The 25,732-nt window shown below is 72.9% G+C and carries 24 protein-coding genes and 4 pseudogenes; 15 read left to right on the forward strand and 13 right to left on the reverse strand.

The annotated features are described in order from the left end of the window. Window positions 1-3: 3 nt before the first annotated feature. Together trpB and trpC are read right to left on the reverse strand one after the other, a co-directional pair. Window positions 4-1,245: a tryptophan synthase subunit beta gene (gene trpB / locus O7626_RS22720; RefSeq protein WP_278063134.1), complete on the reverse strand. Its 1,242-nt coding sequence runs from the start codon at window positions 1,243-1,245 to the stop codon at window positions 4-6. After that, window positions 1,242-2,045, reverse strand: coding sequence for an indole-3-glycerol phosphate synthase TrpC (trpC, locus tag O7626_RS22725; protein WP_278066267.1), 804 nt, complete (start codon window positions 2,043-2,045; stop codon window positions 1,242-1,244). Before trpC ends, trpB begins: the two co-directional genes overlap by 4 nt. A gap of 519 nt (window positions 2,046-2,564) precedes the next feature. Between trpC and O7626_RS22730 the strand changes: the two are divergent. Further along, window positions 2,565-2,768 (forward strand): annotated as a pseudogene (locus O7626_RS22730) (hypothetical protein); the annotation flags it as partial. 80 nt (window positions 2,769-2,848) lie between these two features. Here O7626_RS22730 and O7626_RS22735 read toward each other — a convergent pair. The 5 genes and pseudogenes from O7626_RS22735 to O7626_RS22755 all read right to left on the reverse strand — a co-directional run bounded on the left by O7626_RS22735 (window position 2,849) and on the right by O7626_RS22755 (window position 7,810). After that, a complete protein-coding gene (locus O7626_RS22735; RefSeq protein WP_278066268.1) occupies window positions 2,849-3,427 on the reverse strand; it encodes a Trp biosynthesis-associated membrane protein in 579 nt (192 codons plus the stop codon). A 92-nt stretch (window positions 3,428-3,519) separates the two neighbouring features. Next, window positions 3,520-5,103, reverse strand: coding sequence for an anthranilate synthase component I (locus O7626_RS22740; RefSeq protein WP_278063135.1), 1,584 nt, complete (start codon window positions 5,101-5,103; stop codon window positions 3,520-3,522). Between the two features lie 22 nt (window positions 5,104-5,125). Next, window positions 5,126-5,560: a phosphoribosyl-AMP cyclohydrolase gene (gene hisI / locus O7626_RS22745; protein ID WP_278066269.1), complete on the reverse strand. Its 435-nt coding sequence runs from the start codon at window positions 5,558-5,560 to the stop codon at window positions 5,126-5,128. A 540-nt stretch (window positions 5,561-6,100) separates the two neighbouring features. Next, window positions 6,101-6,739 (reverse strand): annotated as a pseudogene (locus O7626_RS22750) (nucleotidyltransferase domain-containing protein); the annotation flags it as partial. A 69-nt stretch (window positions 6,740-6,808) separates the two neighbouring features. Next, entirely contained in the window at window positions 6,809-7,810 is a 1,002-nt protein-coding gene (locus tag O7626_RS22755; protein ID WP_278063136.1) for an aldo/keto reductase, read from the reverse strand. Window positions 7,811-8,032: 222 nt separating this feature from the next. Between O7626_RS22755 and O7626_RS22760 the strand changes: the two genes are divergently transcribed. The 3 genes from O7626_RS22760 (at window position 8,033) to O7626_RS22770 (ending at window position 10,286) form a co-directional block, all read left to right on the forward strand. Then, entirely contained in the window at window positions 8,033-8,824 is a 792-nt protein-coding gene (locus O7626_RS22760) for an ABC transporter ATP-binding protein (RefSeq protein WP_278066270.1), read from the forward strand. Continuing rightward, entirely contained in the window at window positions 8,821-9,576 is a 756-nt protein-coding gene (locus tag O7626_RS22765) for an ABC transporter permease (protein WP_278063137.1), read from the forward strand. Before O7626_RS22760 ends, O7626_RS22765 begins: the two co-directional genes overlap by 4 nt. A 74-nt stretch (window positions 9,577-9,650) precedes the next feature. Next, entirely contained in the window at window positions 9,651-10,286 is a 636-nt protein-coding gene (locus O7626_RS22770; protein ID WP_278063138.1) for a TetR family transcriptional regulator, read from the forward strand. Between the two features lie 94 nt (window positions 10,287-10,380). Here O7626_RS22770 and O7626_RS22775 read toward each other — a convergent pair whose 3' ends face one another. The 4 genes and pseudogenes from O7626_RS22775 to O7626_RS41565 all read right to left on the reverse strand — a co-directional run. Further along, the gene (locus O7626_RS22775; RefSeq protein ID WP_278063139.1) at window positions 10,381-11,208 is read right to left on the reverse strand and encodes a DUF2470 domain-containing protein; all 828 of its coding nucleotides are present in this window, start codon (window positions 11,206-11,208) and stop codon (window positions 10,381-10,383) included. A 134-nt stretch (window positions 11,209-11,342) separates the two neighbouring features. After that, window positions 11,343-13,130 (reverse strand): ABC transporter ATP-binding protein, encoded by a 1,788-nt coding sequence (locus O7626_RS22780; protein WP_278063140.1) that lies wholly within the window; start codon window positions 13,128-13,130, stop codon window positions 11,343-11,345. Next, window positions 13,127-14,074: an ABC transporter ATP-binding protein gene (locus tag O7626_RS41560; protein WP_347404869.1), complete on the reverse strand. Its 948-nt coding sequence runs from the start codon at window positions 14,072-14,074 to the stop codon at window positions 13,127-13,129. Before O7626_RS41560 ends, O7626_RS22780 begins: the two co-directional genes overlap by 4 nt. 72 nt (window positions 14,075-14,146) lie before the next feature. After that, window positions 14,147-15,241: pseudogene (locus O7626_RS41565) on the reverse strand (ABC transporter transmembrane domain-containing protein); the annotation flags it as partial. A gap of 208 nt (window positions 15,242-15,449) precedes the next feature. Here O7626_RS41565 and O7626_RS22790 point away from each other — a divergent pair. After that, window positions 15,450-16,079, forward strand: a complete 630-nt coding sequence (locus O7626_RS22790) for a TIGR03085 family metal-binding protein (RefSeq protein WP_278063142.1) — start codon at window positions 15,450-15,452, stop codon at window positions 16,077-16,079. A gap of 25 nt (window positions 16,080-16,104) precedes the next feature. After that, entirely contained in the window at window positions 16,105-17,058 is a 954-nt protein-coding gene (locus O7626_RS22795; protein WP_278063143.1) for a terpene synthase, read from the forward strand. Window positions 17,059-17,081: 23 nt separating this feature from the next. Here the strand turns inward: O7626_RS22795 and O7626_RS22800 are convergent, their stop codons facing one another. Next, window positions 17,082-17,627 (reverse strand): septum formation initiator, encoded by a 546-nt coding sequence (locus O7626_RS22800; protein WP_278063144.1) that lies wholly within the window; start codon window positions 17,625-17,627, stop codon window positions 17,082-17,084. Between the two features lie 209 nt (window positions 17,628-17,836). Here O7626_RS22800 and O7626_RS22805 point away from each other — a divergent pair, with 209 nt between their 5' ends. The 4 genes from O7626_RS22805 to O7626_RS22820 all read left to right on the forward strand — a co-directional run bounded on the left by O7626_RS22805 (window position 17,837) and on the right by O7626_RS22820 (window position 20,823). Beyond that, window positions 17,837-18,532 (forward strand): response regulator transcription factor, encoded by a 696-nt coding sequence (locus O7626_RS22805; protein ID WP_278063145.1) that lies wholly within the window; start codon window positions 17,837-17,839, stop codon window positions 18,530-18,532. Then, window positions 18,529-19,866: a HAMP domain-containing sensor histidine kinase gene (locus tag O7626_RS22810; RefSeq protein ID WP_278063146.1), complete on the forward strand. Its 1,338-nt coding sequence runs from the start codon at window positions 18,529-18,531 to the stop codon at window positions 19,864-19,866. Before O7626_RS22805 ends, O7626_RS22810 begins: the two co-directional genes overlap by 4 nt. Before the next feature lie 123 nt (window positions 19,867-19,989). Then, window positions 19,990-20,538, forward strand: a complete 549-nt coding sequence (locus O7626_RS22815; RefSeq protein WP_278063147.1) for a PepSY domain-containing protein — start codon at window positions 19,990-19,992, stop codon at window positions 20,536-20,538. 105 nt (window positions 20,539-20,643) lie between these two features. Beyond that, complete coding sequence (locus tag O7626_RS22820) at window positions 20,644-20,823, forward strand: hypothetical protein (protein ID WP_278063148.1); 180 nt, start codon at window positions 20,644-20,646, stop codon at window positions 20,821-20,823. Window positions 20,824-20,972: 149 nt separating this feature from the next. Here O7626_RS22820 and O7626_RS22825 read toward each other — a convergent pair. Continuing rightward, a pseudogene (locus tag O7626_RS22825) lies at window positions 20,973-21,323 on the reverse strand (transposase family protein); the annotation flags it as partial. Window positions 21,324-21,493: 170 nt separating this feature from the next. On the opposite strand from O7626_RS22825, the gene O7626_RS22830 reads away from it, so the two are divergent. The 5 genes from O7626_RS22830 to O7626_RS22850 all read left to right on the forward strand — a co-directional run bounded on the left by O7626_RS22830 (window position 21,494) and on the right by O7626_RS22850 (window position 25,722). Then, window positions 21,494-22,588 carry a DUF4331 family protein gene (locus O7626_RS22830; RefSeq protein WP_278063149.1) on the forward strand — a complete coding sequence of 365 codons (1,095 nt, stop codon included), beginning with the start codon at window positions 21,494-21,496 and terminating at the stop codon, window positions 22,586-22,588. 65 nt (window positions 22,589-22,653) lie between these two features. Further along, a complete protein-coding gene (locus O7626_RS22835) occupies window positions 22,654-24,300 on the forward strand; it encodes an ATP-binding protein (RefSeq protein ID WP_278063150.1) in 1,647 nt (548 codons plus the stop codon). A 29-nt stretch (window positions 24,301-24,329) separates the two neighbouring features. After that, complete coding sequence (locus tag O7626_RS22840) at window positions 24,330-24,743, forward strand: roadblock/LC7 domain-containing protein (protein ID WP_347404807.1); 414 nt, start codon at window positions 24,330-24,332, stop codon at window positions 24,741-24,743. Between the two features lie 6 nt (window positions 24,744-24,749). Beyond that, window positions 24,750-25,139, forward strand: a complete 390-nt coding sequence (locus O7626_RS22845; protein ID WP_278063152.1) for a DUF742 domain-containing protein — start codon at window positions 24,750-24,752, stop codon at window positions 25,137-25,139. Next, a complete protein-coding gene (locus O7626_RS22850) occupies window positions 25,117-25,722 on the forward strand; it encodes an ATP/GTP-binding protein (protein ID WP_278063153.1) in 606 nt (201 codons plus the stop codon). Before O7626_RS22845 ends, O7626_RS22850 begins: the two co-directional genes overlap by 23 nt. The last annotated feature ends 10 nt before the right edge of the window (window positions 25,723-25,732 follow it).

The following is a 25,732-nucleotide window of genomic DNA, read 5'->3' on the forward strand; positions in this document are numbered from 1 at the left end:
CGGTCACCCCTGGTTTCCGTCGAGGATGCCGAAGTACTCCCCGGCGGTGTGCACGTCCTTGTCGCCCCGGCCGGAGAGGTTGACCACGATCGTCGGCTCGCGACCCAGTTCGGCGGCGAGACCAGGGATGATCTTGAGTGTGCCGGCCAGCGCGTGCGCGCTCTCGATCGCCGGGATGATCCCCTCGGTCCGGCAGAGGAGCTGGAACGCGTCCATCGCCTCCGCGTCGGTGACCGGCGCGTACCGGGCCCGCCCGGCGTCGTTCAGCCAGGCGTGCTCGGGGCCGACCCCCGGGTAGTCCAGCCCGGCCGAGATCGAGTGTGACTCGACCGTCTGCCCGTCGGCGTCCTGCAACACGTAGGTGCGGGCGCCGTGCAGCACCCCGGACGAGCCGCCGGTGATGCTCGACGCGTGCCGCCCGGTCTCGATCCCGTCGCCGCCGGCCTCGAAGCCGTAGAGCCGGACGTCGGCGTCGGGCACGAAGGCGTGGAAGATGCCGAGTGCGTTGGAGCCGCCGCCGACGCAGGCGGTCACCGCGTCCGGCAGCCCGCCGGTCAGCTCCAGGCACTGCTGCCGGGCCTCCACCCCGATGCCCCGGACGAACTGCCGGACCATCGCCGGGAACGGGTGCGGGCCGGCGGTGGTGCCGATCAGGTAGTGCGTCCGGTCGACGTTCGCCACCCAGTCCCGCATCGCCTCGTTCATCGCGTCCTTGAGGGTGCGCGAGCCGGCGGTCACCGGGACGACGGTGGCGCCGAGCATCCGCATCCGGGCGACGTTCAGGGCCTGCCGCTGGGTGTCCAGCTCGCCCATGTAGACGACGCACTCGAGATCGAGGTACGCGGCAGCGGTCGCGCTCGCCACCCCGTGCTGGCCGGCGCCGGTCTCGGCGATCACCCGGGGCTTGCCCATCCGCTTGGTGAGCAGCGCCTGGCCGAGCACGTTGCGCACCTTGTGCGCGCCGGTGTGGTTGAGGTCCTCGCGTTTGAGCAGCACCCGCGCACCGATCCGCTCGGAGAGCCGCTGGGCCGAGTAGAGCGGCGACGGGATGTTGGCGTACTCCCGCAGCAGCCGGCTGAACTCGGTGCTGAAGGACTCGTCGGCAAGCGCCTTCTGGTAGGCGTTGTCGAGCTCGTCGAGCGCGGCGACCAGCGCCTCGGGAACGAACCGACCGCCGTACGGGCCGAAGTGCCCGGCCAGGTCCGGCAGCTCCGTCCCGCCGGCCGGTCCGGTGCCCGTGCTCATCGGACCGGGCGGGGGGTCGCCGGGTGGTTGCCGGCGTTGACCAGTTCGGCCACCGCCTCCCGGGGGCTCTTCTGGGTGACCAGGCCCTCGCCGACCAGTACGGCGTCGGCACCGGCCGAGGCGTACCGGATCAGGTCGTGCGGGCCGCGTACCCCGGACTCGGCGATCTTGACGACGTTGTTCGGCAGGCCCGGGGCGATCCGCTCGAAGACCGACCGGTCGACCTCCAGGGTGCGCAGGTTGCGGGCGTTCACGCCGATCACCCGGGCACCGGCCTCCATGGCGCGGTCCGCCTCCTCCTCGTCGTGCACCTCGACCAGCGGGGTCATGCCCAGCGACTCGATCCGCTCCAGGAGGCCGACCAGCACGTTCTGTTCCAGCGCGGCGACGATCAGCAGCACCAGGTCGGCGCCGTGCGCCCGCGCCTCGTGCACCTGGTAACTGGAGACCACGAAGTCCTTGCGGAGCACCGGGATGTCCACCGCGTCCCGGACCGCCGCCAGGTCCTCCAGCGACCCGCCGAACCAGCGCCCCTCGGTGAGTACGCTGATGCAGCGCGCCCCACCCGCGGCGTAGTCACCGGCCAGGTCGGCCGGGTCGGCGATCTCGGCGAGCTGCCCCTTGGACGGCGAGGAGCGCTTCACCTCGGCGATCACCCCGACGCCGGGCCGGCGCAGCGCCGCGTACGCGTCCCGGGGTGGTGCGGCGGCCGCCGCCAGTTGCTTGATCTGCTCCAGCGGCACCTGTTCCTGCCGCCGTGCGACGTCCTCGCGGACTCCGGCGAGGATCTCGTCGAGCACGTTGGCGGACGTCGCCGATCCGGCTTCGTCTCCCGCCGCGTGCGGTTGCTCAGCAGTCACCAACGGACTCCCCTCTCCGGGTGTCATGGGCCGATGCTAGGCGTCGCCACGGGACGGACGCCTCCCGGGGTATGGCGTGCTTCACGAGATGGGCTGGGGCATAATGGCCGACCTTGTGAGCGGATTATCACGCTGCGCCATCGGAAGTGCGCGCCGAGCCGGCCGGTGAGCGGGGGCTGGCACCGCGACAGGGGTGGCCGGCGGGACGGCTGTGACGGAAGTCAAGGAAGCCGGACGGCGGCCCGGCTGTTCTCCCGGATGGTGGGCCCGCAACACCCACGAACCGTTAAGCCGGGGGTGACCGGCCGGAAACACCGGCTCGGCACCATCTAGTCGGGCACACTGGTCGCGGGGCCGCCGCCGACCAGTCGGATCGATTTCCGTGCGGGGAAGACCATGAGCGTTGCGAAGCCTGACTCCGGCATGAAGCCTGACTCCAGCATGTCGCCTGACTCCGGCATGAAGCCTGACTCCGGCATCGACCTGACCAGCATCCCCCGGGCCGTACTCTCGGCCGCCGTCGGCGTGGTGCACACCGTGGAGCGGGCGGTGATCGGTGACGCCCGGATGCGGACCGCCCGGGGCAACGCCTGGGAGGCGATCTGCGCCGACCGGGACCGGGCGCTGCGGCGCGACGAGATCCGCGCCCTGGTGGCGGCGCTGGCCTCCGCCCCACCGGCGGTACCCGCGACCCTGCCGACCCCCGGCCGCCCGGCCGCCGGCCGCCCGACCCCCGGCCAGCCTCAGCCGGCCCTCGGGTCGCCAGCCGTCGGGTCGCCAGCCGTGGTGTCCTCGGCCGTCGGGTCCTCGCCCCGGTCCAGCGCGTCCCAGGCGGCCGTGGTCCGCCCGGCGTCGACCCGCCCGTCCGGGGCGGTCGCCACCCGGCCTGCCCCGGCCGGCCGGGCCCGGTCGTAGCGGGCACCCATCACCGGCCACCCGGCGCCGCGCAGCACGGCGAGCACCCCGGCCGCGCCGGCCAGCAGGCCGCCGAGCGCACAGAGCAGCGGCCAGCCGGCGGCGACCTCACCACCGGTGCCGAACCCGGCGTAGCCGGCACCGGCCACCAGCCCGGCGCCGAGCAGCGCCAGCAGCCCGCCGACCAGCCGGCGCCCGATCCCCCGGGTACCGAGCAGCGCCCCGGCGCCGGCCAGCCCGACCAGGGCCAGCGCCGGCAGCCAGGGCAGCAGGTCACCACCGGTCCGGGCGGTCCGGTCGGGCGGCAGCGGCGCCGGGCGGGCGGTCAGCTCCACCGACCAGGTCCGGGTCGCCGCGAGGACCGCCAGGCCGGCGCCGAGCAGGCAGAGCAGCACCGCGTACGCCAACTCGCGCCGCCCGGCCGACCGGGCCCGGTCGACGGTCGACGTGCCGGTCGAGGGGTCGGTCGACGTGCCGGCCGCCGGTGCGCCGCCGACCGTCACCGGGCCGGCCGCAGTGTCTCGGCAGCCGCGATCGCGGCGAGTACGGCAGCCGCCTTGCTCCGGGTCTCCCGGTCCTCGGCGGCCGGATCGGAGTCGGCGACGATCCCGGCACCGGCCTGCACGTACGCCCGGCCGCCCCGGATCAGCGCGGTCCGGATCGCGATCGCCATGTCCAGGTCGCCGCCGAAGCCGAAATAGCCGACCGTGCCGCCGTACAGGCCGCGTCGGGTCGGCTCCAGCTCCTCGATGATCTCCATCGCGCGTACCTTCGGTGCGCCGGAGAGGGTGCCGGCCGGGAAGGTCGCGGCCAGCGCGTCGAAGGCGGTCCGGTCCTCCCGCAGCGTCCCCACCACGGTCGAGACGATGTGCATCACGTGGCTGTACCGCTCGATGGTGGCGAACTCCGGCACCTCGACCGTACCCGGTCGACAGACCCGGCCGAGGTCGTTGCGGCCCAGGTCGACGAGCATGACGTGCTCGGCCCGCTCCTTGGGGTCGGTGATCAGCTCGGTTGCCAGCCGGCCGTCGTCGGCCGGGCTGCTCCCCCGGGGCCGGGTGCCGGCGATCGGGTGCAGCATCGCCCGCCGCTGCCCGTCGGCCCCGGCGGTGACCTTCAGGTGCGCCTCCGGGGACGACCCGACGATGTCGAAGTCGTCGAACCGGAGCAGGTACATGTACGGGCTCGGGTTCGTGGCCCGGAGCACCCGGTAGACGTCCAGCGGGTCGGCCCGGGTCTCCCGCTCGAAGCGCTGGGCCAGCACGATCTGGAAACACTCGCCGGCCCGGATCGCCTCCTTGGCCACCTCGACCGCCTTCGGGTACTCCCCCTCGACGGTCCGGCTGAGCACCTCGCCCGGCGCGGGCCGGTCGACCGTGGCGATCATCGGCGGGATCGGTCGGGACAGCGCGCTCGTCATTGCGTCCAGCCGGCCGACCGCCTGGTGGTATGCCGCCGTCACCTGCGCCGCCCGGTCCCCGGCGCCCGGACCGATCGGCTCCGGTGCCGGCAGCAGGGCGTTGGCCACCAGGATCGCGGAGCCGTCGAAGTGGTCCAGCACGACCAGGTCGGTGGCGAGCATCATGCCCAGTTCGGGCAGCTTCAGGTCGTCCTCGGTCAGCGACGGCAGCCGCTCGAAGCGGCGTACCACGTCGTAGCCGAGATAGCCGACCATGCCGCCAAGCAGCGGTGGCAGGGGGCCACGCTCGGCGCCGACCGGACCGACGGCGGCCGGACCGGTCAGCGCCGCCACGGTGGCCCGCAACGCCGCCATCGGGTCACCGCCGGTCGGCAGCCCGGCCGGGGGCGTACCGAGCCAGTGCGCCCGGCCGTCCCGCTCGACCAGGGTGGCTGCGCTGCGTACCCCGACGAAGGAGTACCGCGACCAGGCGATCCCGGCCGCTCCGGCCCCCTGTTCCGCCGACTCCAGCAGGAAGGTCCCCGGCCCGCCGGCCAGCTTGCGGTAGACCCCGACCGGGGTCTCCCCGTCGGCGAGGAGTCGCCGGACCACCGGCACCACCCGCCGGGTCCGGGCCAGCTCGCGGAAGGTCGCATCGTCCGGGCTCACCGCTCCGGTGGTCATCGGGTCACCGCCTGAAGGAGGGTCATGCCGTCGGCTCGGCGGAGGTCGTACCGCTGACCGGCAGTTCGTCGGAGAAGCAGGTCCAGTTTCCGGTGTGGCAGGCCGCGCCGACCTGCTCGACGCTCACCAGTACGGCGTCGCCGTCGCAGTCCAGCGCCACCGACCGGACGTACTGGTGGTGGCCGGAGGTCTCGCCCTTGACCCAGTATTCCCGGCGGCTGCGCGACCAGTAGGTGGCCCGGCCGGTGGTCAGGGTGCGGTGCAGCGCCTCGTCGTCCATCCAGGCGACCATCAGCACGTCGCCGCTGTCGTGCGCCCGGACCACGGCGGTGAAGAGTCCGTCGGGGGTGCGGCGCAGCCGGGCGGCGATCGCCGGGGCGAGGGCCGAGGGCCGGGCGGGACCGCTCGGCGCCGGCCCGGGCGCGGCCGCCGGGGCGGAGAGATCGGGTACGGGCATAGTTCCCGATTGTTTCGCACGCGGCACCGGTGCCGTCCACCCGTCCCCGCTCCCACGCCCCGCAGTGGTCCCCGCCACGTGACCGACCTGCCGGGCCGGCTGGCCGGGCTGGACGGACTGAGCGGGCTGAGCGGGCGGGACGGGCTGAGCGGGCGGGACGGGCTGAGCGGGCGGGACGGGCTGAGCGGGTCCGGCGAGCTGGGCGGGTTGGGCGAGCTGGGCGGGTTGGGCGAGCTGGGCGGGTTGGGCGAGCTGGGCGGGTTCGGCGAGCTGGGCGGGTTCGGCGAGCTGGGCGGGTTCGGCGAGCTGGGCGGGTTCGGCGAGCTGGGCGGGTTCGGCGAGCTGGGCGGGTTCGGCGAGCTGGGCGGGTTCGGCGAGCTGGGCGGGTTCGGCGAGCTGGGCGACGTAGCGGTCCAGTCGGCCGTCGCGCAGGGCGGCGGCGAGATCGGCACCGACGACCCGGGCCAGTTCCCCGGCGTACGGGCGGGCCAACGCCACCGTGCCGGCGACCAGGCGGTGCGCGGCGGCGTGCAGCCGGGGCAGCGTGTCGGGGCGCAGCCCGAGGCAGGTCAGCAGGTCGTCGCGGTAGCCGGCCGGCGCGACCGGCAGGTCCAGCGCGGCGGTCAGCGCGTCGCCGCGACTGGCCACGGTGACCGCCGGGTTGGCCAGCCGGAGCACCGACGGGCAACGCCGGGCCAGGTCGGCGGCGGCGAGCCGGGCGTCGTACTCGGCACCCGCCGCGCAGGCCCCGCCGACCTTGCCGAGCGCGGCGACCAGATCCTCGAGATCGGGCTCGGCCGGGCGCTGGCGGATCTCGGTCAGGTCGATCGACGACCGCCAGGCTTTGTGTGCCCAGAGTAACCGTATGGGCGCGACGACGGGCAGTCCGAAGGACCAGTCGGCCGGCCGGTCGAGGCGTTCGAGCCAGGAACCGACGTCCCGGACGGCGACCGACAGGTGCGTCAGCCGATCGCCCGCCTCCACCAGGAAGGCCGGGTACGCCACGTACGGCCCACCGCTGACCAGCACATCGATGTCCACGTCGCTGTACGGAGTGGCGGCGCCCCGGGCGTAGCTGCCGCGCAGCAGCACCCCGACGACGGGCGGGCCGGGCAGTTGGCGCAACCGGTCCGTCCAGTCGTCGAGGAACCCGAGTTGCCGTAACGGACCGTGATCCACGGCGTCATCGTGCCGCAGCTCCGATCATGACGCAACGCCCGATGACGCGCCGCCTGGGCGTTTCGTCGATTACTTACCGATAAATCGCATTGACTGCTCCGGATAGCGTTCCCCGGCCGCCGCGCCGACCGGTACCGCGGCGGAGAGCCGGGCCACCTGGTCGCCGGTGAGCCCCAGGTCCACGGCGGCGGCGTTCTCCTCCAGATAGCGCACCCGCTTGGTGCCGGGGATCGGCAGCACGTCCTCGCCCTGGGCGAGCAGCCAGGCCAGCGCCGCCTGGGCCGGGGTGCAGCCGATCTCGGCGGCCACCGCCTCCACCCGGGCCACCAGCTCCAGGTTGGTGTCCAGGTTCTCCCGCGCGAACCGGGGCGCCCGGTTGCGGAAGTCGTCGGCGTCGAGCTGGTCCCGGCCGCTGATCGTCCCGGTCAGCAGCCCCCGCCCGACCGGCGAGTACGCCACCAGCGCCACCCCGAGATCCCGGCAGGTGGCCAGCATCTCCTCTTCGACGTCCCGGCTGAACAGCGAGTACTCCATCTGCACCGCCGCCACCGGATGTACGGCGTGCGCGGCCCGCAGCGTCGCCGGGCTCACCTCGGAGAGCCCGACGAACCGGACCTTGCCGTCCACCACCAGTTCCGCCATCGCCCCGACGGTCTCCTCGATCGGCGTCTCGGGGTTGCGCCGGTGCAGGTAGTAGAGGTCGATGGTGTCGACCCCGAGCCGGCTCAGCGAGGCGTCGCAGGCCTGCCTGGCCCACCCGCCGGAGCTGTCGACGTACGCCCCCGGCGCGGCGGTGGTGTCGCCCTGGTCGGCGAACCGGTTGCCGAACTTGGTCGCCAGGAACACCTCGTCGCGGCGTTTGCGCAGCACCGGGGCGAGCAGCTGCTCGTTGTGCCCCCGCCCGTACATGTCGGCGGTGTCCAGGTGGTTGACGCCCAGGTCCAGGGCGCGGTGCAGGGTCCTGGTCGACTCCTCGTCGTCCCGGGTCCCGTACGCCATGCTCATCCCCATACAGCCGAGCCCGATCGCCGAGACCTCCGGTCCGATCGCACCGATCCTGCGCTTCCGCATCGTCCCGCTCCGTCCGCCGTACCGTCCGTCCGATCCGCCGGTCCAGCCTCGCACCCCGCCGCCGACCGGATCTTCCGTACCCGTCGACCCGACGCGGGGAAACCGATCCGCCGACGGCCGCGCACCGGCGATTGCCGGCGGCGAAGATTTCAACTAGCGTTGATTTCAGCACTTGATGAGTTTTGGAGGAGATGCGTCATGGAGACCGCGACCGGAGGTGTCGTGGCGAGCGCGATCGAGGTCCGCGACCTCGTCGTGACCCGCGGCGGGCGGCGGGTGCTGCACGGGATCAGCTGCACCGTGCCGCGCGGCACCGTCACCGGCCTGCTCGGCCCGAGCGGCAGCGGCAAGACCACCCTGCTGCGGGCCATCGTCGGCGTGCAGACCGTGACCAGCGGCCGCGTCACCGTGCTCGGCGAGCCGGCCGGCAGCCGGAGCCTGCGGCGGCGGCTCGGCTACCTGACCCAGGCGCCGAGCGTCTATCCGGACCTGACCGTCCGGGAGAACGCCCGCTACTTCGGCCGGCTCTACGGGCTCGGCCGGGCCGAGGCGGACCAGGCGATCGCCGCCGTCGGGCTGGCGGAAGCCGCCGGCCAGCTCGTCGGCACCCTCTCCGGCGGGCAGCGCAGCCGGGCCTCGCTCGCCTGTGCCCTGGTCGGCCGCCCCGAGATGGTCATCCTCGACGAGCCGACGGTGGGCCAGGACCCGGTGCTCCGGGCCGAGCTGTGGCAGCGGTTCCAGGCGATGGCCGAGGAGGGCGCCACGCTGCTGGTCTCCAGTCACGTGATGGACGAGGCGGCCCGGTGCGACCGGCTGCTGCTGATCCGCGAGGGCCGGCTGATCGCCGACGACACCCTGGCGGCGGTACGCGCGAGCGCCGGCACCGACGACCTGGAGGAGGCGTTCCTCCGGCTGATCCGGGCGGCCGAACCGACCGACCCGGACGCGCCCGCACCCACCGGGACCGGCGGGCAACCGCTGACCGGCAGCGGCGACGGGAGGACGGCCCGATGAACCCGCGCATCCTGGCCGTCACCACCGGCCGCATCCTTCGGCAACTGCGGCACGACCGGCGTACCGTGGCGATGCTGCTGGTGGTGCCGGTGGTGCTGCTCACGCTGCTCTACTACATGTTCGGCGACCAGCCCACCCCGCCGGGTCAGCCGGACACCTTCGACCGGCTCGCGCTGGTCATGCTCGGCATCTTCCCGTTCGTGATCATGTTCTTGGTCACCAGCATCGCCATGCTCCGCGAGCGCACCTCCGGCACGCTGGAACGGCTGCTCACCACCCCGCTGGGCAAGCTCGACCTGCTCTTCGGCTACGGTCTCGCGTTCGGGCTGGCCGCCGCCGCCCAGGCCAGCCTCACGACCGGTACGGCGTACTGGTTCTTCGACCTCTCCACGGCCGGCGACGCCGGGCTGGTGGTGCTGATCGCGGTGATCAACGCCGTACTCGGGGTCGCGTTGGGACTCTTCTGCAGTGCCTTCGCCCGGACCGAGTTCCAGGCCGTACAGTTCATGCCGGTCGTGGTGATCCCACAGCTCCTGCTCTGCGGTCTGTTCGTCGCCCGCGACCAGATGGCCGGCTGGCTACAGGCGATCAGCGACGTGCTGCCGCTGTCGTACGCGGTCGAGGCGTTGCAGGAGGTCGGCACGCATGCCGAGCCGACCGGCACGATGTGGCGGGACGTGGCGGTGGTGAGCGGGGCCGTCGTCGTCGCGCTGGTGCTGGCCGCGGCCACGTTACGGCGTCGTACCGGCTGACCTCCGCGTCGCCGGCCGGTGCCCAGCACGAACGGCGCCGGCCGGCGTCGGAGCAGACTGATACGAGGACGGCGATGGCACGACGGAGCGGACGGCGACCGGGCAACCCCGACACCCGGGAGGGGATCCTGAGAGCCGCTCGGGAGGCGTTCTCCGAGCGCGGCTTCGACCACACCTCGATCCGGGCCATCGCGACCAGCGCCGGAGTCGACCCGGCACTGGTCCACCACTACTTCGGCACCAAGGACCAGCTCTTCCTGGCCACCATCGACATCCCGTTCGATCCGCAGGAGGTGCTGCCGCAGATCGCCGCCGGTGGGCTGGACGGGATCGGCGAACGGCTGGTCCGGACCTTCCTGGGGGTCTGGGACTCCCCCGCCGGCACGGCCGCGGCGGCGCTGTTCCGCTCGGCGATGCACAACCAGTGGACCGCCCGACTGCTCCGGGAGTTCCTGGAGACCCAGGTGCTCCGTCGGGCGACCGGGATGCTGGAGATCGACCCGGCCGAGGCACCGCTGCGCTCCTCGCTCGTCGCCACCCAGATGTCCGGCCTGGTCATCGTCCGCTACATCCTGCGGCTGGAGCCGCTCGCCTCGGCGCCGCCGGACGTGGTGGTCGCGGCGGTCGGCCCGACCTTGCAGCGGTATCTGGCCGGGGACGTCTCCGGGCTCACCGGAGCACCGGCCGCGCCCGGCACGCCGGGCGGATAACAGGGCGACGGCTGACGCCCCCGGTAGGGACGGCAGGCGGCCCGGCGCCGGCTGACGAACCGGAGACGTGAACAGTCCGGGCGCCCTGGTCGGGTCAGCGGTCCGGGCGGTCCTGATCGGGTCGGTCAGTGCTCCGGGCGGCCCTGGTCGGGCGAGCTGGCGACCGGCCACTCCTGGGGCTGCCGCGCCGGCACAGTACCGGGTGCAGCAGCTCGGCCAGGTCCGCCTGGCCGGCGAGCGGGCGCGGGAAGGCGAGCCGGGCCCGGCAGCGGGTGCCGCGCCCGCCGAGCGCCACCACCATGCCGTACCGGTCCAGCCGGAGCACCCGGGGCGGCGGCTCGGCCACGCCGGCCGGGGGTACGAGGTCGCCTAGCTGGCGCCGGAGGAAGGCGGCGATCTCCGGCCCGTGGTGGTTCGCGAGGTCGGCCAGCAGGTCCCGTTCCAGCGGGTGCAGCGGGTCCGGTTCGGCGGCGGCGTACTCGGCCGGCTCGACGTCGCGCACCGTGCCGGCCCGTTCCAACCGGATCTCCGCCGGTTCGAAGCGGTAGAGCGTGCAACCGCGCCCGATGTCCAGCAGGTCCCCGGTCGGTACGACCTCGGCGAAGTCGAGGGCCGCCTGCCGTGCCTCGATCCCGGCCAGCGGCTCCGGCCAGCCGGAGATCCACACCCGACCGAGCGGCGGCGCCCCGGCGGCCGGCGGCAGGTCACGGACGTCGAGCACCAGCGCCGTACTCCGGCTGCCGTCGGTCGGCCGCAGCGCCGCGGCCAGGTCGCTGACCACGGAGACGAGCAGCAGTACCCGGCCGGACGGGTCGACGGCGTGCCGGACCTGGTGCGGTCCGGGCCGGTACGCCACCTGGGCGGTGCCGGGGAGCCGACCGGCGGCGAGGGTACGGGCCACCTCCGCGGGGCTGGGCTGCATGACGTCGACCTCCAGCAGGAGTTAGCCTGACCTTAGTAAGGGCAGGCTAACTTATCCTCTGATTCGCGTCCATCCGGGATCCGGCGCGGCGACGACCGGCCCGCTACCGGGTCTGCTCGGCGACGACCGGTCCGCTACCGGGTCTGCTCCAACCAGGAGGCATAGAGCAGGCCATAAACCGACTCCGGATCGCCGACCAGCTCCTCGTGCGGTCCGCGCTGCACGATCCGGCCCCGATCCACCACGATCACCTCGTCGGCGGCCTGTGCCGTGGAGAGCCGGTGCGCGATCGCCACCGTGGTCCGGCCCCGGGTCACCGCGTCGAGGGTGCGTTGCAGGCGTACCTCGGTGGCCGGGTCGACCGCGCTGGTCGCCTCGTCCAGCACCAGCAGGTCCGGGTCGGCGACGTACGCCCGGGCCAACGCGACCAACTGCCGCTCACCCACGCTGAGCGCCTCGCCGCGCTCGCCCACCGGGGTCGCCAGGCCGAGCGGCAGCCCGTCCACCCAGTCGCCGAGCCCCAGCTCGGTGCAGGCCGCCGCGATCTCCTCGTCGGTCAGCTCCGGCCGGCCGAACCGGATGTTCTCCACCACCGTCGCGTCGAACAGGAAGCCGTCCTGCGGCACCATCACCACCCGGGAGCGCAGCGAGGCGAACCGGACCCGGTCCAGTGGCACCCCGGAGAGCAGCACCGCCCCCTCGGACGGGTCCATCAACCGGGTCAGCAGCTTCGCGAAGGTGGTCTTGCCGCTGCCGGTCTCGCCGACCACCGCGACCCGGGTCTTGGCCGGGACGTCCACGTTCACGTCCAGCAGCACCGGCGGGCCGCCCGGATAGCGGTAGTGCACCCCGGTGAACCGGATGTCGATCGGCCCGGCCGGCAGGTCGACGCCCTGCCCACCCGGGTCCGCCACGTCCGGGACCACGTCGAGTACGTCCAGCACCCGACGCCAGCCGGCCACCGCGTTCTGCGCCTCGTTGAGCACCTCGGTGGCGATCTGCACCGGCTGGGTGAAGAGGGTGACCAGGAAGAGGAAGGCGGTGAGTTCGCCGATGCCGAGCGACCCGTCGACGCCCAGCGCGACGCCGAGCACCACCACCCCGGCCAGGGCCAGCCCGGCGGCGATCTCGCCGGTCGAGAAGCTGACCACGCTGGTCCGGATCGCCCGCTGCTGGGCCCGGCGCTGCGCGTCGATGGCCCGGTCCAGCCGGGTGGCGGTCCGGTCGGCGACCCCGTACGCCCGGATCACCGGGGCGCCCACCACGCTCTCGGAGATCGCCGCCAGCAGGGTGCCCATCCGCTGCCGGACCACCCCGTACGCGGCGGCGAGCCGCCGCTGGAAGATCCGGATCACCAGCACGGCCGGTACGAACGCGGCGTAGACCACCAGGGTCAGCTGCCAGGAGTAGACCGCCATCACCACGGTGGTCACCACCACCTGACCGATGTTGACAAGCAGGATCACGCCGCCCCACTGGAGGAACTGGGTGATCTGGTCCACGTCGCTGGTGACCCGGGAGACCAGCGAGCCACGCCGCTCCGCCTGCTGGTGCAGCGTCGACAGGTCGTGCACGTGCCGGAAGGCGCGGACCCGTACCCCGGCCAGGGCGGTCTCGCTGACCGTGAAGAGCCGGCGCATCATCAGGTACCCGCAGAGGGTGGTCACCACCAGCACCGCCGCGGTGGCCGCCACCACCACGCCGACCACCCCGAGGTCGGGGCCGCCCGGCGCGCGCAGCCCCCGGTCGATGCCCTGCTGGATCGCCACCGGCACGGCGGCCCGGCCGATCATCGAGACCAGGGCCAGCCCGAGGGTGCCGGCGAGTCCGGTACGCAGTTCCGGGGAGAGCGCGAGGCCGCGCCGGAAGGTGCCCCAGGCGCTCTCCGCCCGCTCCGGCACCGGTGCCGTGGTAGTACTCACGCGTCCACCTCTTCGCCTCGCCGGGTCGCCGGGTCGGCGTACGTCCGTTCCCGTTCCGCCTCGGCCCGCTCGTACGCGGTGACCAGCGCGGCATAGCCGGGCGTGGTACGCAGCAGCGTGGCGTGCGTACCCCGCCCGACGACCCGGCCGTGCTCGACGTAGACCACCTCGTCGGCGAGCGCGATCGTCGCCCGCCGGTACGCCACCACCAGGATCGACGCCCCCGGTCCGGGCGGGCTGTCGGCGTCGGCGCCGGGCCCGGGGCCGGGATGGAGATCGCGATCGGGGTCGGTCGGTGTCGACCGCCCGCCGCGCAGCGCCGCCAGGATCCGCGCCTCCACCCTCGGGTCGACCGCGCTGGTGGCGTCGTCGAGCACCAGCAGCCGGGGTCGGCCGGCCAGTGCCCGGGCCAGGGTGAGCCGCTGCCGCTGGCCGCCGGAGAGCACCGCCCCGCGCTCGCCGACCAGGGTGTCCAGCGCCTCCGGCAGCGCTGCCACGAAGCCGTCCGCCTCGGCCAGCCGCAGCGCCGCCCAGACGTCGTCGTCGGTGATGCCGTCCCGGCCCAGCGAGACGTTCTCCCGGATGGTGTCGTCGAAGACGAACGGCACCTGGGCGACCAGCGCGGTGTTGTCGGCGAGCGAGGCGGCGGTCAGCGCGCGCAGGTCGGTCCCGTCCAGGTGCACCGTGCCGGCGTCCGGGTCGACCAGCCGGACCGCGAGGGAGACGATCGTCGACTTGCCGGAGCCGGTCGGCCCGACCAGCGCCACCGTGCGGCCGGGCGGGACGGTGAACGAGACGTCGTGCAGCACCGGCACCGGCCCGGACACCGGCTGGTCGCCGGCCGGTCCGGGGGCGGAGCCGGCCGGCGCGGCGACTGGCTCGGCGGCTGGCTCGGCGGCTGGCTCGGCGACCGCGTCAGGGGCCGGTTCGGTCGGTGGCACCACGTCGGTCGGCCGGGCCGCCGCCTCCGGCTGCTCGACGGCCAGGCCCGGCTCGGCGGGCGCGGTGGCCGGCGGCGACTCCGCCGGGGCGTACCCGAAGGTGACCCGGTCGAAGGCGAGGGTGGCCGGACGGCCGTCCCGGCGGTCCAGCGTGGTGTCGCCGTACGGCATCTCGCCGGTCGCGGTGAGCACCGCCTGCAACCGGTCCCAGCCGGCGACGCTGCGCGGCAGTTCGGCCAGCACCCAGCCGATCGCCCGGACCGGGAACGCCAGCACGCTGAAGAGGAACGCCACGCTCACCAGTTCGGTGATGGTGACCGCGCCCTGGCCCAGCCGGACCGCCCCGACCAGCAGCACGGCCAGGGTGCCGAGGCTGGGCAGGGTCTCCAGCACCGGGTCGAAGACGCCCCGGAGCCGGCCGACCGAGATCAGCGCGTCCCGCAGCTCGCCGGCCTGTGCGGCGAACCGGTCGGTCTCCCGGGCCTCCTGGCCCATGGTCTTGACCACAAGCGCTCCGTCGAAGCTCTCGTGCGCGATGGCGCTGACCTCGGCGCGCATCTGCTGCGCCCGGGCCTGCCGGGGAGCCATCCGTCGGGAGTAGACGACGTTCAGGGTGAACAGCGCGGGGAAGATCGCCACGCCGACGAGCGCCAGCACCCAGTCGCTGACGAAGAGCGAGCCCATCGCCGCGACCAGCATCACCAGGGTGCCGACCGCGAACGGCAGCGGCGCGATCGGGAACCAGGCGGCCTCGACGTCGGAGTTGGCGTTGGACAGCAGGGTGCCGGTGGCGTGCCGGTGGTGCCAGGAGATCGGGAGTTCGAGGTAGCGGCGGGTGATCCGGCGCCGGTAGCTGGCCTGCATCCGGTACTGCATGAAGCCGGCGCCGAGCCGGCGGCCGAACATCCCGAGTACCCGGCCGAGGCTCACCACGATCAGCGCGGCGGCGCCGACCAGCACCGCGGACAGGTCGGCCCGGCCGGTCTCCAGCGAGGGCACCACCACCTCGCCGACGACGGCGCCGACCACGTACGCGCTGGCGATGATCAACAGGCTGTAGAGGACGCTGCCGACGACCGCGACCGCGAAGATCCGTGGCTCCTCCCGGACCGCGTAGCCGAGGACCCTGAGCCCCCGGATGAGTGTGTCCCGGCTTGTCTTGCCCGCCACGCTGTCCCCCGCCGTAAGCCTCCTGCGTCCAGATCATCCTTACTGATCAGACGGGGTGATGACGAACCGATTGGCTCCGGTGATAGCGAGTCTGCCCTGATTGTGTCTGCTATCACAGCCTGTTCCCCGGGTGCCGGCCACCCGCCGGGCCGGCCGACCGACGCCGCCGCGCCACGCCGGTCGGCCGGATCAGGATTACGATCAAGACATGCCCCGCTACGCGGACACGGAGCGACAGTCGCTGGCCGATCTCCTCCTGACGGTCGGGCCGGACGCGCCGACGATCATCCCGGAGTGGGCCGCCCGGGACCTCGCCGCCCACCTGGTGACCCGGGAGCGCCGCCCGGACGCGGCCGCCGGCCTGCTGCTCCCGCCGCTTCGCCGGCACGGCGAACGGGTCCAGGCGGCGGTGGCGGCCAGGCCGTACCCGGACCTGGTCGACCAGATCCGGCGGCCGCCCCGGTGGAGTCCACTGGCGCTGCCGCCGCTCCACGAGCTGGTCAACCTGCTCGAATACTTCGTCCACCACGAGGACCTCCGGCGGGGCCGGTCCGACTGGCAGCCCCGGCAGCTTCCGGCCGGAGAGCAGGCGGCGCTGTTCAAGCGCGTCCCGACGATGGCCCGGCTCGCGCTGCGCCGGTTCCCGGCCGCCCTGCTGATCCAGGCGCCCGAGCACGGCGAGGCCACCGCCGGAGCCGGCGGCGAGCAGCTCCGGATGGTCGGCTCGCCCGGCGAACTGATCATGTTCCTCTTTGGGCGGCAACGCGTCGCCCGGGTGCAACTGGTCGGCCCGCCCGCGCTCACCGAGCGGTTGCGGTCCGCGAAACTCGGGATCTGACCTCACCGGGCGGGCGGACGTGCCGATGCGTGCCTTCGCCCTCGAGTGGCTGACCCGGCCGCCGTTCCCGGAACGGGTCAGCGCACACGTCGCGCGGGTGGCACCACAGTCCGTCCGCTGGGCCGCCGACCTCGGCCTGGTCGGCAGCGCCGCCGCGGCCCGCCGGCTGGGCCGGGCCAACGCGGCCGAGCTGGCCGGCCGGGCCTGCCCGGACGCCGGACCGGAACAGCTCCGGCTGCTCGCCGACCTGTTCACCTGGCTGTTCAGCTTCGACGACCGCTGCGACGACGACGGCCTCGGCGGCGACCCGGCCCGGCTCGCCCCGGTCGTCGGGCAACTGCTCGGCGTACTCGACAGGTGCGGCGGGCCGGCTCCGCCGGGCTCGGTCACCGTCGCCGACCCCGCCGCCGCCGGCCTGCACGACCTCTGCGCACGGGTACGCACACACGGCCCGCCCCGGCTGCTGCTCCGGTTCGCCGCCCAGATGCGGGAGTACCTGCTGGCCCTGCTCTGGGAGGCGGCGAACCGGGAGCGGGCCCGGGTGCCGGCGCTGGCCGAGTACCTCCAGATGCGCCGGCACACCGCCGGGGTACGCCCCAGCTTCACCCTGACCGACCTGGCGTACGGAGGACTGGCCGAGGCCACCTGCAGGGCCGACCTGGACGCCTCGCACCTGGACGACCTCGCCGTCGACCTGGTCTGCTGGTGCAACGACGTCTTCTCGTACGCCAAGGAGCGGCGGCAGGGGCGGGACGGGCACAACCTGATCGTCGTACTGGCCAGGGCCGCGGGGCGGGAGGAGCAGGCCGGACTACACGACGCGGCCCGCCGGTTCAACACCGGGCTGCGGGCGTACCTGGAACTGGAGTCCGCGCTGCTGGCCGGCGGCGACCCGGACACGCTGCGGTTCGTCACCGCCCGTCGGGCCTGGATCCGGGGCAGCTACGACTGGTCGCTCGGGGCCGGCCGCTACCGCTGAACCGCCACGCCGCCCGGGCGGGCTCAGTCCTCGCCGCCGCTGTGCGACTTCCAGGTCGGCACCGGCCGGCCGGCCGCGCACTCGACCTCGACCTCGATCCGCCCGCCCGAGCCGTGGAAGGTCACCTCGGCGTCGTCGTCCGGGCCGCGCTCGACCTCGCCGGTCCGGTAACCCTGGGCAGGTGTCCAGGAGGCCAGCCACACCCGCTGCCCGGTGCATTCGGCCAGCACGGAGCCGCCGGGGGTGACGACCAGCCGGCGTGAGCCGTCGGCGGCGGTCGGCGGGCCGCCGGAAGGTGCCGGCGAAGCGCTGCCGGTACCGCCGGGTGGCGCCAGCGGGACGCTGCCGGTCCCGTCCGGGGGCACCGGAGCGCCCGGCGGGACGGCGCCCGGACCGGCCGGTGGCGGGGTGCCGGCCAGCGCCCGGGCCACCTCGTCCGGGCTGCGCACCTCGCCCGCCGGCCCGGTCAGCCCGGCCCCGATCACCTGTACGGCGGCCAGCCCGGTGCCGGTCGCCACGAGTGCGGCGAGCAGCCAGCCGGCCACCGCGAGCAGGGTACGTCGACGCATCCCCCGATGATGCCCGCCGGCTCGTTAAGACCGGCGCCGGCAGACCCTAACGAACGGTTAACGCACCGGTCCCGCCCCACCGGGACAGGCGGCGTATTGTGGCTCGGGTCAGGGCGATCAAGCCGACGTACGCCAGCGAATAGATCTGGTGTGCTGTCACGGCGTCGCCGACACCGGTGCCGGGCGGCGTTTCCGGTTACCGTGCCGGTGTGGCACGCCTACTGCTGATCGAGGACGACCCGGCGATCCGTACCCCGCTGCTGCACGCGCTGCGCGAGCGGGGGCACGCGGTGGCCGCCGTACAGTCCGCGATGACCGGGCTGCAACGGGTGCTCGACGACCGGCCCGACCTCGTCGTACTCGACCTCGGGCTGCCCGACCTGGACGGGTTGGAGCTGCTCCGGATGCTTCGGGCGGTGAACAGCACACCGGTGATCATCGCCACCGCGCGGGACGAGGAGGCCGAGATCATCCGGGGGCTGGACGCCGGTGCCGACGACTACGTGGTCAAGCCGTTCACCGCCGCCCAGCTCGACGCGCGGATCCGGGCGGTACTGCGCCGCGGCGCCGGCCCGGCGGACGCCCCGACCGTACTCACCGTCGGCGAGTTGCGGGTCGACCCGGGAGCCCGGCAGGCGACCCTGGCCGGGGTGCCACTGGAACTGACCCCCCGGGAGTTCGACCTGCTGCACTACCTCGCCGGCCGGGCCGGTCGGGTGGTCGGCAAGCGGGAACTGCTCACCGAGGTGTGGCAGCTCCCCTACGGCGGGGCGGACAAGACGGTGGACGTCCACCTGTCGTGGCTGCGCCGCAAGCTCGGCGAGACCGCCCAGCAGCCCCGCTACCTGCACACCGTGCGCGGGGTGGGGGTCCGGCTCGACGTACCCGGGGCGGAGCGGTCGTGAGACGGCGGCTGACCCTGCTCGTCGCGGCCATCACCGGCCTGGTGCTGCTGGCCTTCCTGGTCCCGCTCGCGGTGCTGCTGCGCGGCGTCGCCGCGGACCGGGCGGTGGTGGCCGCCACCGCCGACGTGCAGGCGCTGGTCCCGCTGGTCGGCACCGCCGCCCCGGACGGGCTGCGGCTGGCCGCCGAGCAGGTCGGCGCCGCGGCCGACCGGCCGGTCACCGTCTTCCTGCCCGACGGCGCGGTACTCGGCGACGACGCGCCGCGCACCGACGGCGTCGAGCTGGCCGCCCGGGGCGAGAGCCTCACCGTCGACCGCGAGGAGGGCCGGGAGATCCTGGTCGCCGTGCAGGGCCGCCCGGACGGTACGGCGGTGATCCGCACCTTCGTCCCGCACGAGGAGCTGACCCGGGGCGTCTACCGCTCCTGGCTGGTGCTGGCCGGGCTCGGGCTGGCACTGCTGCTGCTCGGCCTCGCCGTCGCCGACCGGCTGGCCCGGTCGCTGACCGCCCCGATCACCGAGCTGTCGACGGTCTCGCACCGGCTGGCCGGCGCCGAGCTGACCGCCCGGGCCACCCCGTCCGGGCCGGCGGAGCTGCGGGCGGTGGCGAACGCACTGAACCGTCTCGCCACCCGGATCCAGGAGTTGCTCCGGGACGAACGCGAGCAGCTCGCCGACCTGTCACACCGGCTGCGTACCCCGCTGACCTCGCTGCGGCTGGAGTCCGAGTCGCTGGCCGACCCCCGGGAGGCGGCCCGGATCACCGAGCGGGTCGACGCGGTGGAACGGGCGGTGACCGGGCTGATCCGGCAGGCCCGGCGGCGGGGCACCGAGACCGGTACCGAACCGGCCTGCGACGCCACAGCGGTGGTCCGGGAGCGGGTCGCCTTCTGGACCGTACTGGCCGAGGACACCGGCCGGGCCGTCGGGCTCGACCTGGCCGACCGCCCGCTGCCGGTACGGCTGCCCGCCGACGAGCTGGCGGCGGTGCTGGACGCCCTGCTCGGCAACGTCTTCGCGCACACCCCGGACGGCACCGGTTTCGCCGTCGCGTTGGCGCCCCGCCCCGGCGGCGGTGCGCTGCTGACCGTCACCGACAGCGGCCCCGGGCTGCCGCCGGCCCTGGTCGGCCCCGCCCCGGCCGGTGTGCTGGAGCGCGGCGCGAGCGCGGCCGGCTCGACCGGGCTGGGCCTGGACATCGCCCGCCGGGCGGCCCGGGACAGCGGCGGCCGGTTCGCACTCTCCGCCGCCGAGGGTGGCGGGGCTCGGGTGGCGGTCGTACTCGGCCCGCCGCTGGCCGCCACCGGAACGCCGTCCGAGCTGGCCGCGAACTGAGCCATGCTGGCGGACTCTTTACCTTCGCTTAGTGTTCGCACAGCGCGCCGCTATCCCGATCCGCGCGAACCTCGGTGCCGAGAACCCCGCCAACCGGGTGTGCGCAACGATGGAGGAACTGCGATGCGGCGTAAGACTTTGGTCCTGGGCATCAGCGGCGCGCTGGCGGCGGCCGCCGTCGTCGGTACCGCGATCGGGGCCAGCGCAGCCGAGGGCGAGCGGCAGGGGTTCGGCGCCGTCGCCACCACGGCCCCCGGCGCACCGACCCCCGGCGCCGACCCGACGGGTACCCCGACCGGCGTGCCGACGGCGACGCCCAGCGGAACACCGTCGGGCGCGCCGAGCGGCTCGCCGGCACCGACCGGCTCGGCACCGACCGGCTCGGCGCCGGCCGGTGCGGTCGACTCGGCCCGGGCGGTCGAGATCGCGCTGGCCAGTGCCGGTGGCGGCCAGCTCGACGAGGTCGAGCGCGAGCAGGAGCACGGCCGTGACGTGTGGAGCGTCGAGGTCGTCAAGGACGGCTGGGAGATCGAGGTGGACGTGGACGCGGCCACCGGCGAGATCGTCAAGACCGACCGGGAGCAGGACGACGACAACGGCAAGGAGGACGACGACCACGACGACGAGGACGACGACAGCGATGACCGGGACGACGACGGCGACGACGACTGAGCGCCGATCGTAGGTCGACCCCAGGCAGCGGGTGGATTCGCCCGGCCTGGGGTCGGCCTGGGGTCGCTCGTGCGATCGGCCACCGCAGGGATACCGCCATCGCGCGTGAGCTGCTGGCGGAACTGGGCGACGGCCGAACCGGAGGGCCCGACCGTCGGCGACGGGGCCTACCTGTTCCACCACCGGGCCGGCACGGGCTGGCGATACCACAGCCGGGGCAGCGGCTTCTACTGCGAAGACCTGGGGATCACCAGCGGCAACCCGCCGTTCTGTGAGATGGATTGACCGAGCCGCCAGGCGTGACTCATAGGGCTGATGTCAGTCGGTGCTGGTCACGGGAAGGCGTATCGTCTCACCCAGCCACGGGACAACCGGGGCCGCCGGACACTGAGGGTTTCCGGGTAACGGCCTGCGACTGTGTGTGTAGTGGTTGTTCACGTGGTCCGTCCGTGTTCGAAGTGGAGGATGACCAGGGCTGCGGCGACGATGTTGCCGATCTTCCAGGGGCACAGGCTGACGTTGTGTAGGGCTTTGAAGGTCATCTTGAGCAGGCTGTTGCCGCGTTCGCCGACTGCGCGCAAGCGGTTGTGGGCGCGGTTGAACTGCTGTTGGACGTCGGTGAGGCGTCCGGTGGGCGGGGTCTTGAACGCGATGGTGAGGGTGCCGGCTTCGCCTTCGTAGCCCAGGTCGGCCAGGGTACGCAGGTCGTGACAGACCCGTGTGAGGGTGTCAAGCAGGTCGGGGTGGACGCGCAGGCAGGTCGTGTCGTCGTATAGGCGGCCCGGATCCGCGCCTCGTATGCCGGTTCCGAGCAGTTGGCCGGAAACTCTCCCCGGTGTTCCGCTTTCCCCTGGCGAGAGGGGTAGGCTGCGGCGGTGCGACCGATGGTGGAGTGGACGACCGAGCAGGTGCGCGGCCACCCGGTGTCGAATTCCTCCTGCCAGGACGCACTCGGATGCTCACGACGACGCCCCACATCCCCCCGGCACCCCACCGCCGTCCACAGCCAACCGGCAGCATCAAGGAGCAACGGTTGTCCCACCACCTCGACTCACCCCTCGCACGGCAGGACCCGCGTCTGGACATCAGCGACGTGTATGTCTTCCCCGGGGACACCGGCACCGTATTCGTCATGAATACCAATCCCCTCTCGGGGACGGGTGGCTTCCACCCGGAAGGCAGATACGAGTTCAAGATCGATACAGACGGCGATGCCGCACCGGACATCACGCTGCGCGTCACGTTCGGCCCACCCGACGCGGAAGGATGCCAGCCGGTCGAACTCCGGTCACTGCGCGGGGCCGCGGCCCGCGATCCCCACGGGAACGCGCCGATTTCGGTCAGCGGGCGTACCGGGGAGGAGCTCAAGGGCCCGGACGGCACCAGGCTGTGGTCGGGAGCGGCCGCGGACCCGTTCTTCATCGAGGGGACCGTGGTCACCGAGGTGGTACGGGCCATCGCCGAGGGCACGCCACCAGATCTCAGCGAATTCGACCCGGCCACCGCGACGAACCTCTTCGCCGGTACCAACGTCTGTTCCATCGTCGTGGAGATGCCGAACGACTCGCTCCCGGGTGGCACCATCGGCTTCTGGGGCGTAACCGCTCTCGCCACCGACACCGGTGGTTGGCGCCAGATAAACCGGTGCGCCAAGCCGTTGCTGAACACGCTCTTCAACCCGGCCGACTCTGAGCGGGCCGACGACTACAACGCCGGCCAGCCCAGCGACGACCTGGAGGTGAACGGTCCGCTGATCGCCGAGCGGGTGGCCCGGGTGGTACGGGCGATGGGCACCACGGCCGACCCTGGGGCATACGGGCGCCAGGTGCGGGACGCTCTGCTGCCGGACGTGCTCCGGTACGACGTCGGCACGCCCGCCAACTTCGGGTTCGCCGGCCAGAACGGACGGGGACTCACCGAGTGGGTACCCGAGGTGATGTTCGCGATCGTACTCAACGCCGCGGTGCCGCTCGGGCTTCGCGGCAACTCCGCTGCAGCCGGGCCCCGCCCGCACTTCCCGTACCTCGCACCGCCGATCCCGCTCACCTGATCAATGCCATCCGCGTGGCGTCGCCACACACGTCCGTCCTAGCCGAAACGTCACCGGGGACTGTCATGCCTGAACTCTCCACCCAGCCGACCCACTCTCCACCCGCGACCGCGGCAGCCGGTGCCCAGGCCCGGCATGACCTGGGCGCCGCCTCCGCACGCTTGCGGCACGATGTCGTCAAACGTCGCATGATGACGCTCGCGATCGTGCCCGCCGGTCTGGTCGCGGTCATCGGGGGCACGGTCACCGGGCTCCTGGGGTACGGCATGACTGCCGGCGTTCACGGGAGCGGCTGGGTCACCGGTGCGATCCTGCTCGCGGGCGCGTTGTTCACTCTCGCGGTGCTGTTGGGGGCGGCGTTGTTCGCCTCGACCGAGGCGCGAGTGGTGGCGGACCGGTTCACCGACGTCAGTCGCGCGACCGCACACGTCCAAGCCGAACTGACAACGGCGATCGAGCGGTTGACGCAGCGGAAGGTGCCGCCGAAGTCACCCGCGAAGGCATCGAGACCCGCCGCGCGCGCCAGCGCCTTCGTGGAACCCACCGTCGAGATGGTCATGACGAAGCCGGACGGCACGCCGCTGAAGAGCGACGGCGGTGGTGGCAGCGGCGATGGCAGCGATCAGGTGGAGGTCTTCGTCAACCTCGCCCGGAGACTCCAATCCCTGGTCCACCGCGAGATCGGCTTGCTCGACGGCCTGGAGAACGAGGTCGAGGACCCGGATCTGCTCAAGGGCCTCTTCCAGGTCGACCATCTCGCCACCCGCGTCCGGCGGTACGCCGAAAATCTCGCCGTACTCGGCGGCGCCGCTTCCCACCGCCAGTGGACGCTACCGGTCAGCGTCAGTGACGTGCTGCGTTCCGCCGTGGCCGAGATAGAACAGTATTCACGGGTGAAGCTGGTGCCGCCGGTGCCGGGCACGGTGCGCGGGCACGCGGTCGCCGATGTGGTCCACCTGCTGGCGGAACTGGTCGAGAACGCCACCGTGTTCTCCGCTCCACAGACCCGGGTGCTGCTGCGCGCCGAGCCCGTCACCGCCGGACTGGCGATCGAGGTCGAGGACCGCGGCCTGGGCATGTCCGCTACTGTGCGGAATCGGATGAACGCCCTGCTCAGCTCTCCCGACCGGGTCGTTCCGGGCGACCTGCTCCGGGATGGCCGGATCGGCCTGTACGTCGTCTCGGTGCTCGCCCACCGGCACAACATCACCGTACGGTTGCAAGGCAACATCTACGGCGGCACGCAGGCCGTGGTGGTGTTGCCGCCCGATGTCCTGGGCGGCAACCCCGGGGCGCTGGGGCCGGCTGCTGTGGAGCCGGCGCGGCCGTCAGGTCACACCTCCCCCGGCCGTAACGAACGCCCGCCGGTGCGCTCGCTCCAGCAGAGAACGGCGTCCACTGCCGCGAACAAGCTGCCGATCCCCGAACCGCAGCCAGCTCGTGCAGCCGGACCTGCGGCGGTGGCGCAGCCAACCGACGTGGACATTCCGGCCGGAGATCCTCGCCCCATGTTGCCTCGGCGCCGCCGTGACGAAAGCCTCGCGGCCGAGCTTTCGGATGCCCCGGAAGTCGGGAGGCCATTGGAGGATGTCGAACACAATCCTCACCTGATGGCCGCCTTCCGCACCGGGATGCGGCTGACTGAGGACGTGGATGAGCCGGAGACCTCCCCCGCTCCTGGCGAGGACCACCCACCGGGCACCATCGCATAGCCGTCGCGCATAAAGAGGAGTACAGGAATATGGTGAGCGAATCGTCAACCACCCAGCAACGAGATCTCTCCTGGCTGTTGGGCGGGCTCCTGCAACGTGTGCCGCACACCCGGAGCGCGCTTCTGTTGTCCTCCGACGGGCTGGTGAAGGCCGTACACGGGCTGGAGCGAGACGGCGCGGACCATTTGGCGGCGCTCGCCAGCGGACTTCACTCGCTGGCCCGCAGCGCCGGGAAGAAATTCGACGATGGCGGTGACGTGCGACAGATCGTGGTCGAGCTCAGCAATTCCCTGCTCTTCGTCTCCGCGGCGGGCCGTGGCGCCCAACTCACGGTGCTCGCCGGGCGTGACGCGGACGCCGCCGTACTCGGCTACGAGATGGGCATGCTGGTCAAGAGCGTCCGACCCCATCTGGAAACACCAGCTCGCCGGCCGGTCGGGTAGTGAGCGATGTCGGAGGCCACCCCGGGCGGGCCGTTGATCGACGACGCTGCCGGCCGGTTGATTCGTCCATACACCGTCAGTGACGGACGGACGAAACCCACCCGTCAACTCGATCTCATGACGATGGTGGTGGCCACCGGTTACCAGGCGCGCGACGATCTCGGACCGGATCACGCGAACCTCTTGACGCTCTGCCGAAGCCCGATCACGGTGGCCGAGGTCGCGGCTCAGGTACGGATGCCCGCAACGGTGGTCAAGGTTCTCCTGTCCGATCTGATGGAGTTCGGTGCCGTCGCCACCGGGACTTTCACCCAACCAGGGCTGGGGCCGGATTCCGCCGAGATCGAGCTGGAACTGTTGGAGGCGGTGCTGGATGGGCTACGAAGGAAACTCTGACGTGTCCGATGGTGAAGAACTCCCGATCGGAATCAAGATCCTCGTTGCCGGCGGCTTCGGGGTGGGAAAGACCACCTTTGTCGGCACGGTCAGCGAAATCGGGGCGTTGAGCACGGAAGAGCTGCTGACCGAGATCAGCGCCGACACGGACCGGCTGGACGGAGTCGAGAACAAGGCGACCACCACGGTCGCCATGGACTTCGGCCGAATCACCCTCAGCCCGAGACACGTGCTCTATCTGTTTGGAACGCCCGGCCAGGAACGCTTCTGGTTCATGTGGGACGAACTGTCGGCCGGAGCGATGGGCGCGGTGGTGCTCGCCGACACCCGGCGTCTGGAGCACAGCTTCGCGGCCGTGGACTTCTTCGAACGGCGCGGAATAAATTTCCTCGTCGCGGTGAACGAATTCGACGGGTCGCACCGTTATCAGCCGGACGAGGTACGAGCGGCCCTGGACCTCAAGCCGGACGTACCGATCGTCCTGTGCGACGCCCGGATACGCAACTCCGGCATCCAGGTGCTCCTTTCCCTGGTGCACTATCTCATCAATTCGAGGAGGTCCCATGTCAGTGACGTCCCATGAAAATTCGGGC

The sequence above is a fragment of the Micromonospora sp. WMMD1102 genome (assembly GCF_029626265.1).
In the GTDB taxonomy this organism is placed as follows: domain Bacteria; phylum Actinomycetota; class Actinomycetes; order Mycobacteriales; family Micromonosporaceae; genus Plantactinospora.

Bases quoted from the DNA above. Each gene is read 5' to 3' on its own strand.
- O7626_RS22815 (WP_278063147.1), top strand. From the start codon at position 19,990: ATGCGGCGTAAGACTTTGGTCCTGGGCATCAGCGGCGCGCTGGCGGCG.
- hisI (WP_278066269.1), bottom strand. From the start codon at position 5,560: ATGCCCGTACCCGATCTCTCCGCCCCGGCGGCCGCGCCCGGGCCGGCG.
- O7626_RS22790 (WP_278063142.1), top strand. From the start codon at position 15,450: ATGCCCCGCTACGCGGACACGGAGCGACAGTCGCTGGCCGATCTCCTC.
- O7626_RS22795 (WP_278063143.1), top strand. From the start codon at position 16,105: ATGCGTGCCTTCGCCCTCGAGTGGCTGACCCGGCCGCCGTTCCCGGAA.
- O7626_RS22830 (WP_278063149.1), top strand. From the start codon at position 21,494: ATGCTCACGACGACGCCCCACATCCCCCCGGCACCCCACCGCCGTCCA.
- O7626_RS22845 (WP_278063152.1), top strand. From the start codon at position 24,750: ATGTCGGAGGCCACCCCGGGCGGGCCGTTGATCGACGACGCTGCCGGC.
- O7626_RS22850 (WP_278063153.1), top strand. From the start codon at position 25,117: ATGGGCTACGAAGGAAACTCTGACGTGTCCGATGGTGAAGAACTCCCG.
- O7626_RS22755 (WP_278063136.1), bottom strand. From the start codon at position 7,810: ATGCGGAAGCGCAGGATCGGTGCGATCGGACCGGAGGTCTCGGCGATC.
- O7626_RS22770 (WP_278063138.1), top strand. From the start codon at position 9,651: ATGGCACGACGGAGCGGACGGCGACCGGGCAACCCCGACACCCGGGAG.
- O7626_RS22835 (WP_278063150.1), top strand. From the start codon at position 22,654: ATGCCTGAACTCTCCACCCAGCCGACCCACTCTCCACCCGCGACCGCG.
- trpB (WP_278063134.1), bottom strand. From the start codon at position 1,245: ATGAGCACGGGCACCGGACCGGCCGGCGGGACGGAGCTGCCGGACCTG.
- O7626_RS22840 (WP_347404807.1), top strand. From the start codon at position 24,330: ATGGTGAGCGAATCGTCAACCACCCAGCAACGAGATCTCTCCTGGCTG.
- O7626_RS22740 (WP_278063135.1), bottom strand. From the start codon at position 5,103: ATGACCACCGGAGCGGTGAGCCCGGACGATGCGACCTTCCGCGAGCTG.
- O7626_RS22765 (WP_278063137.1), top strand. From the start codon at position 8,821: ATGAACCCGCGCATCCTGGCCGTCACCACCGGCCGCATCCTTCGGCAA.
- O7626_RS22775 (WP_278063139.1), bottom strand. From the start codon at position 11,208: ATGCAGCCCAGCCCCGCGGAGGTGGCCCGTACCCTCGCCGCCGGTCGG.
- O7626_RS22800 (WP_278063144.1), bottom strand. From the start codon at position 17,627: ATGCGTCGACGTACCCTGCTCGCGGTGGCCGGCTGGCTGCTCGCCGCA.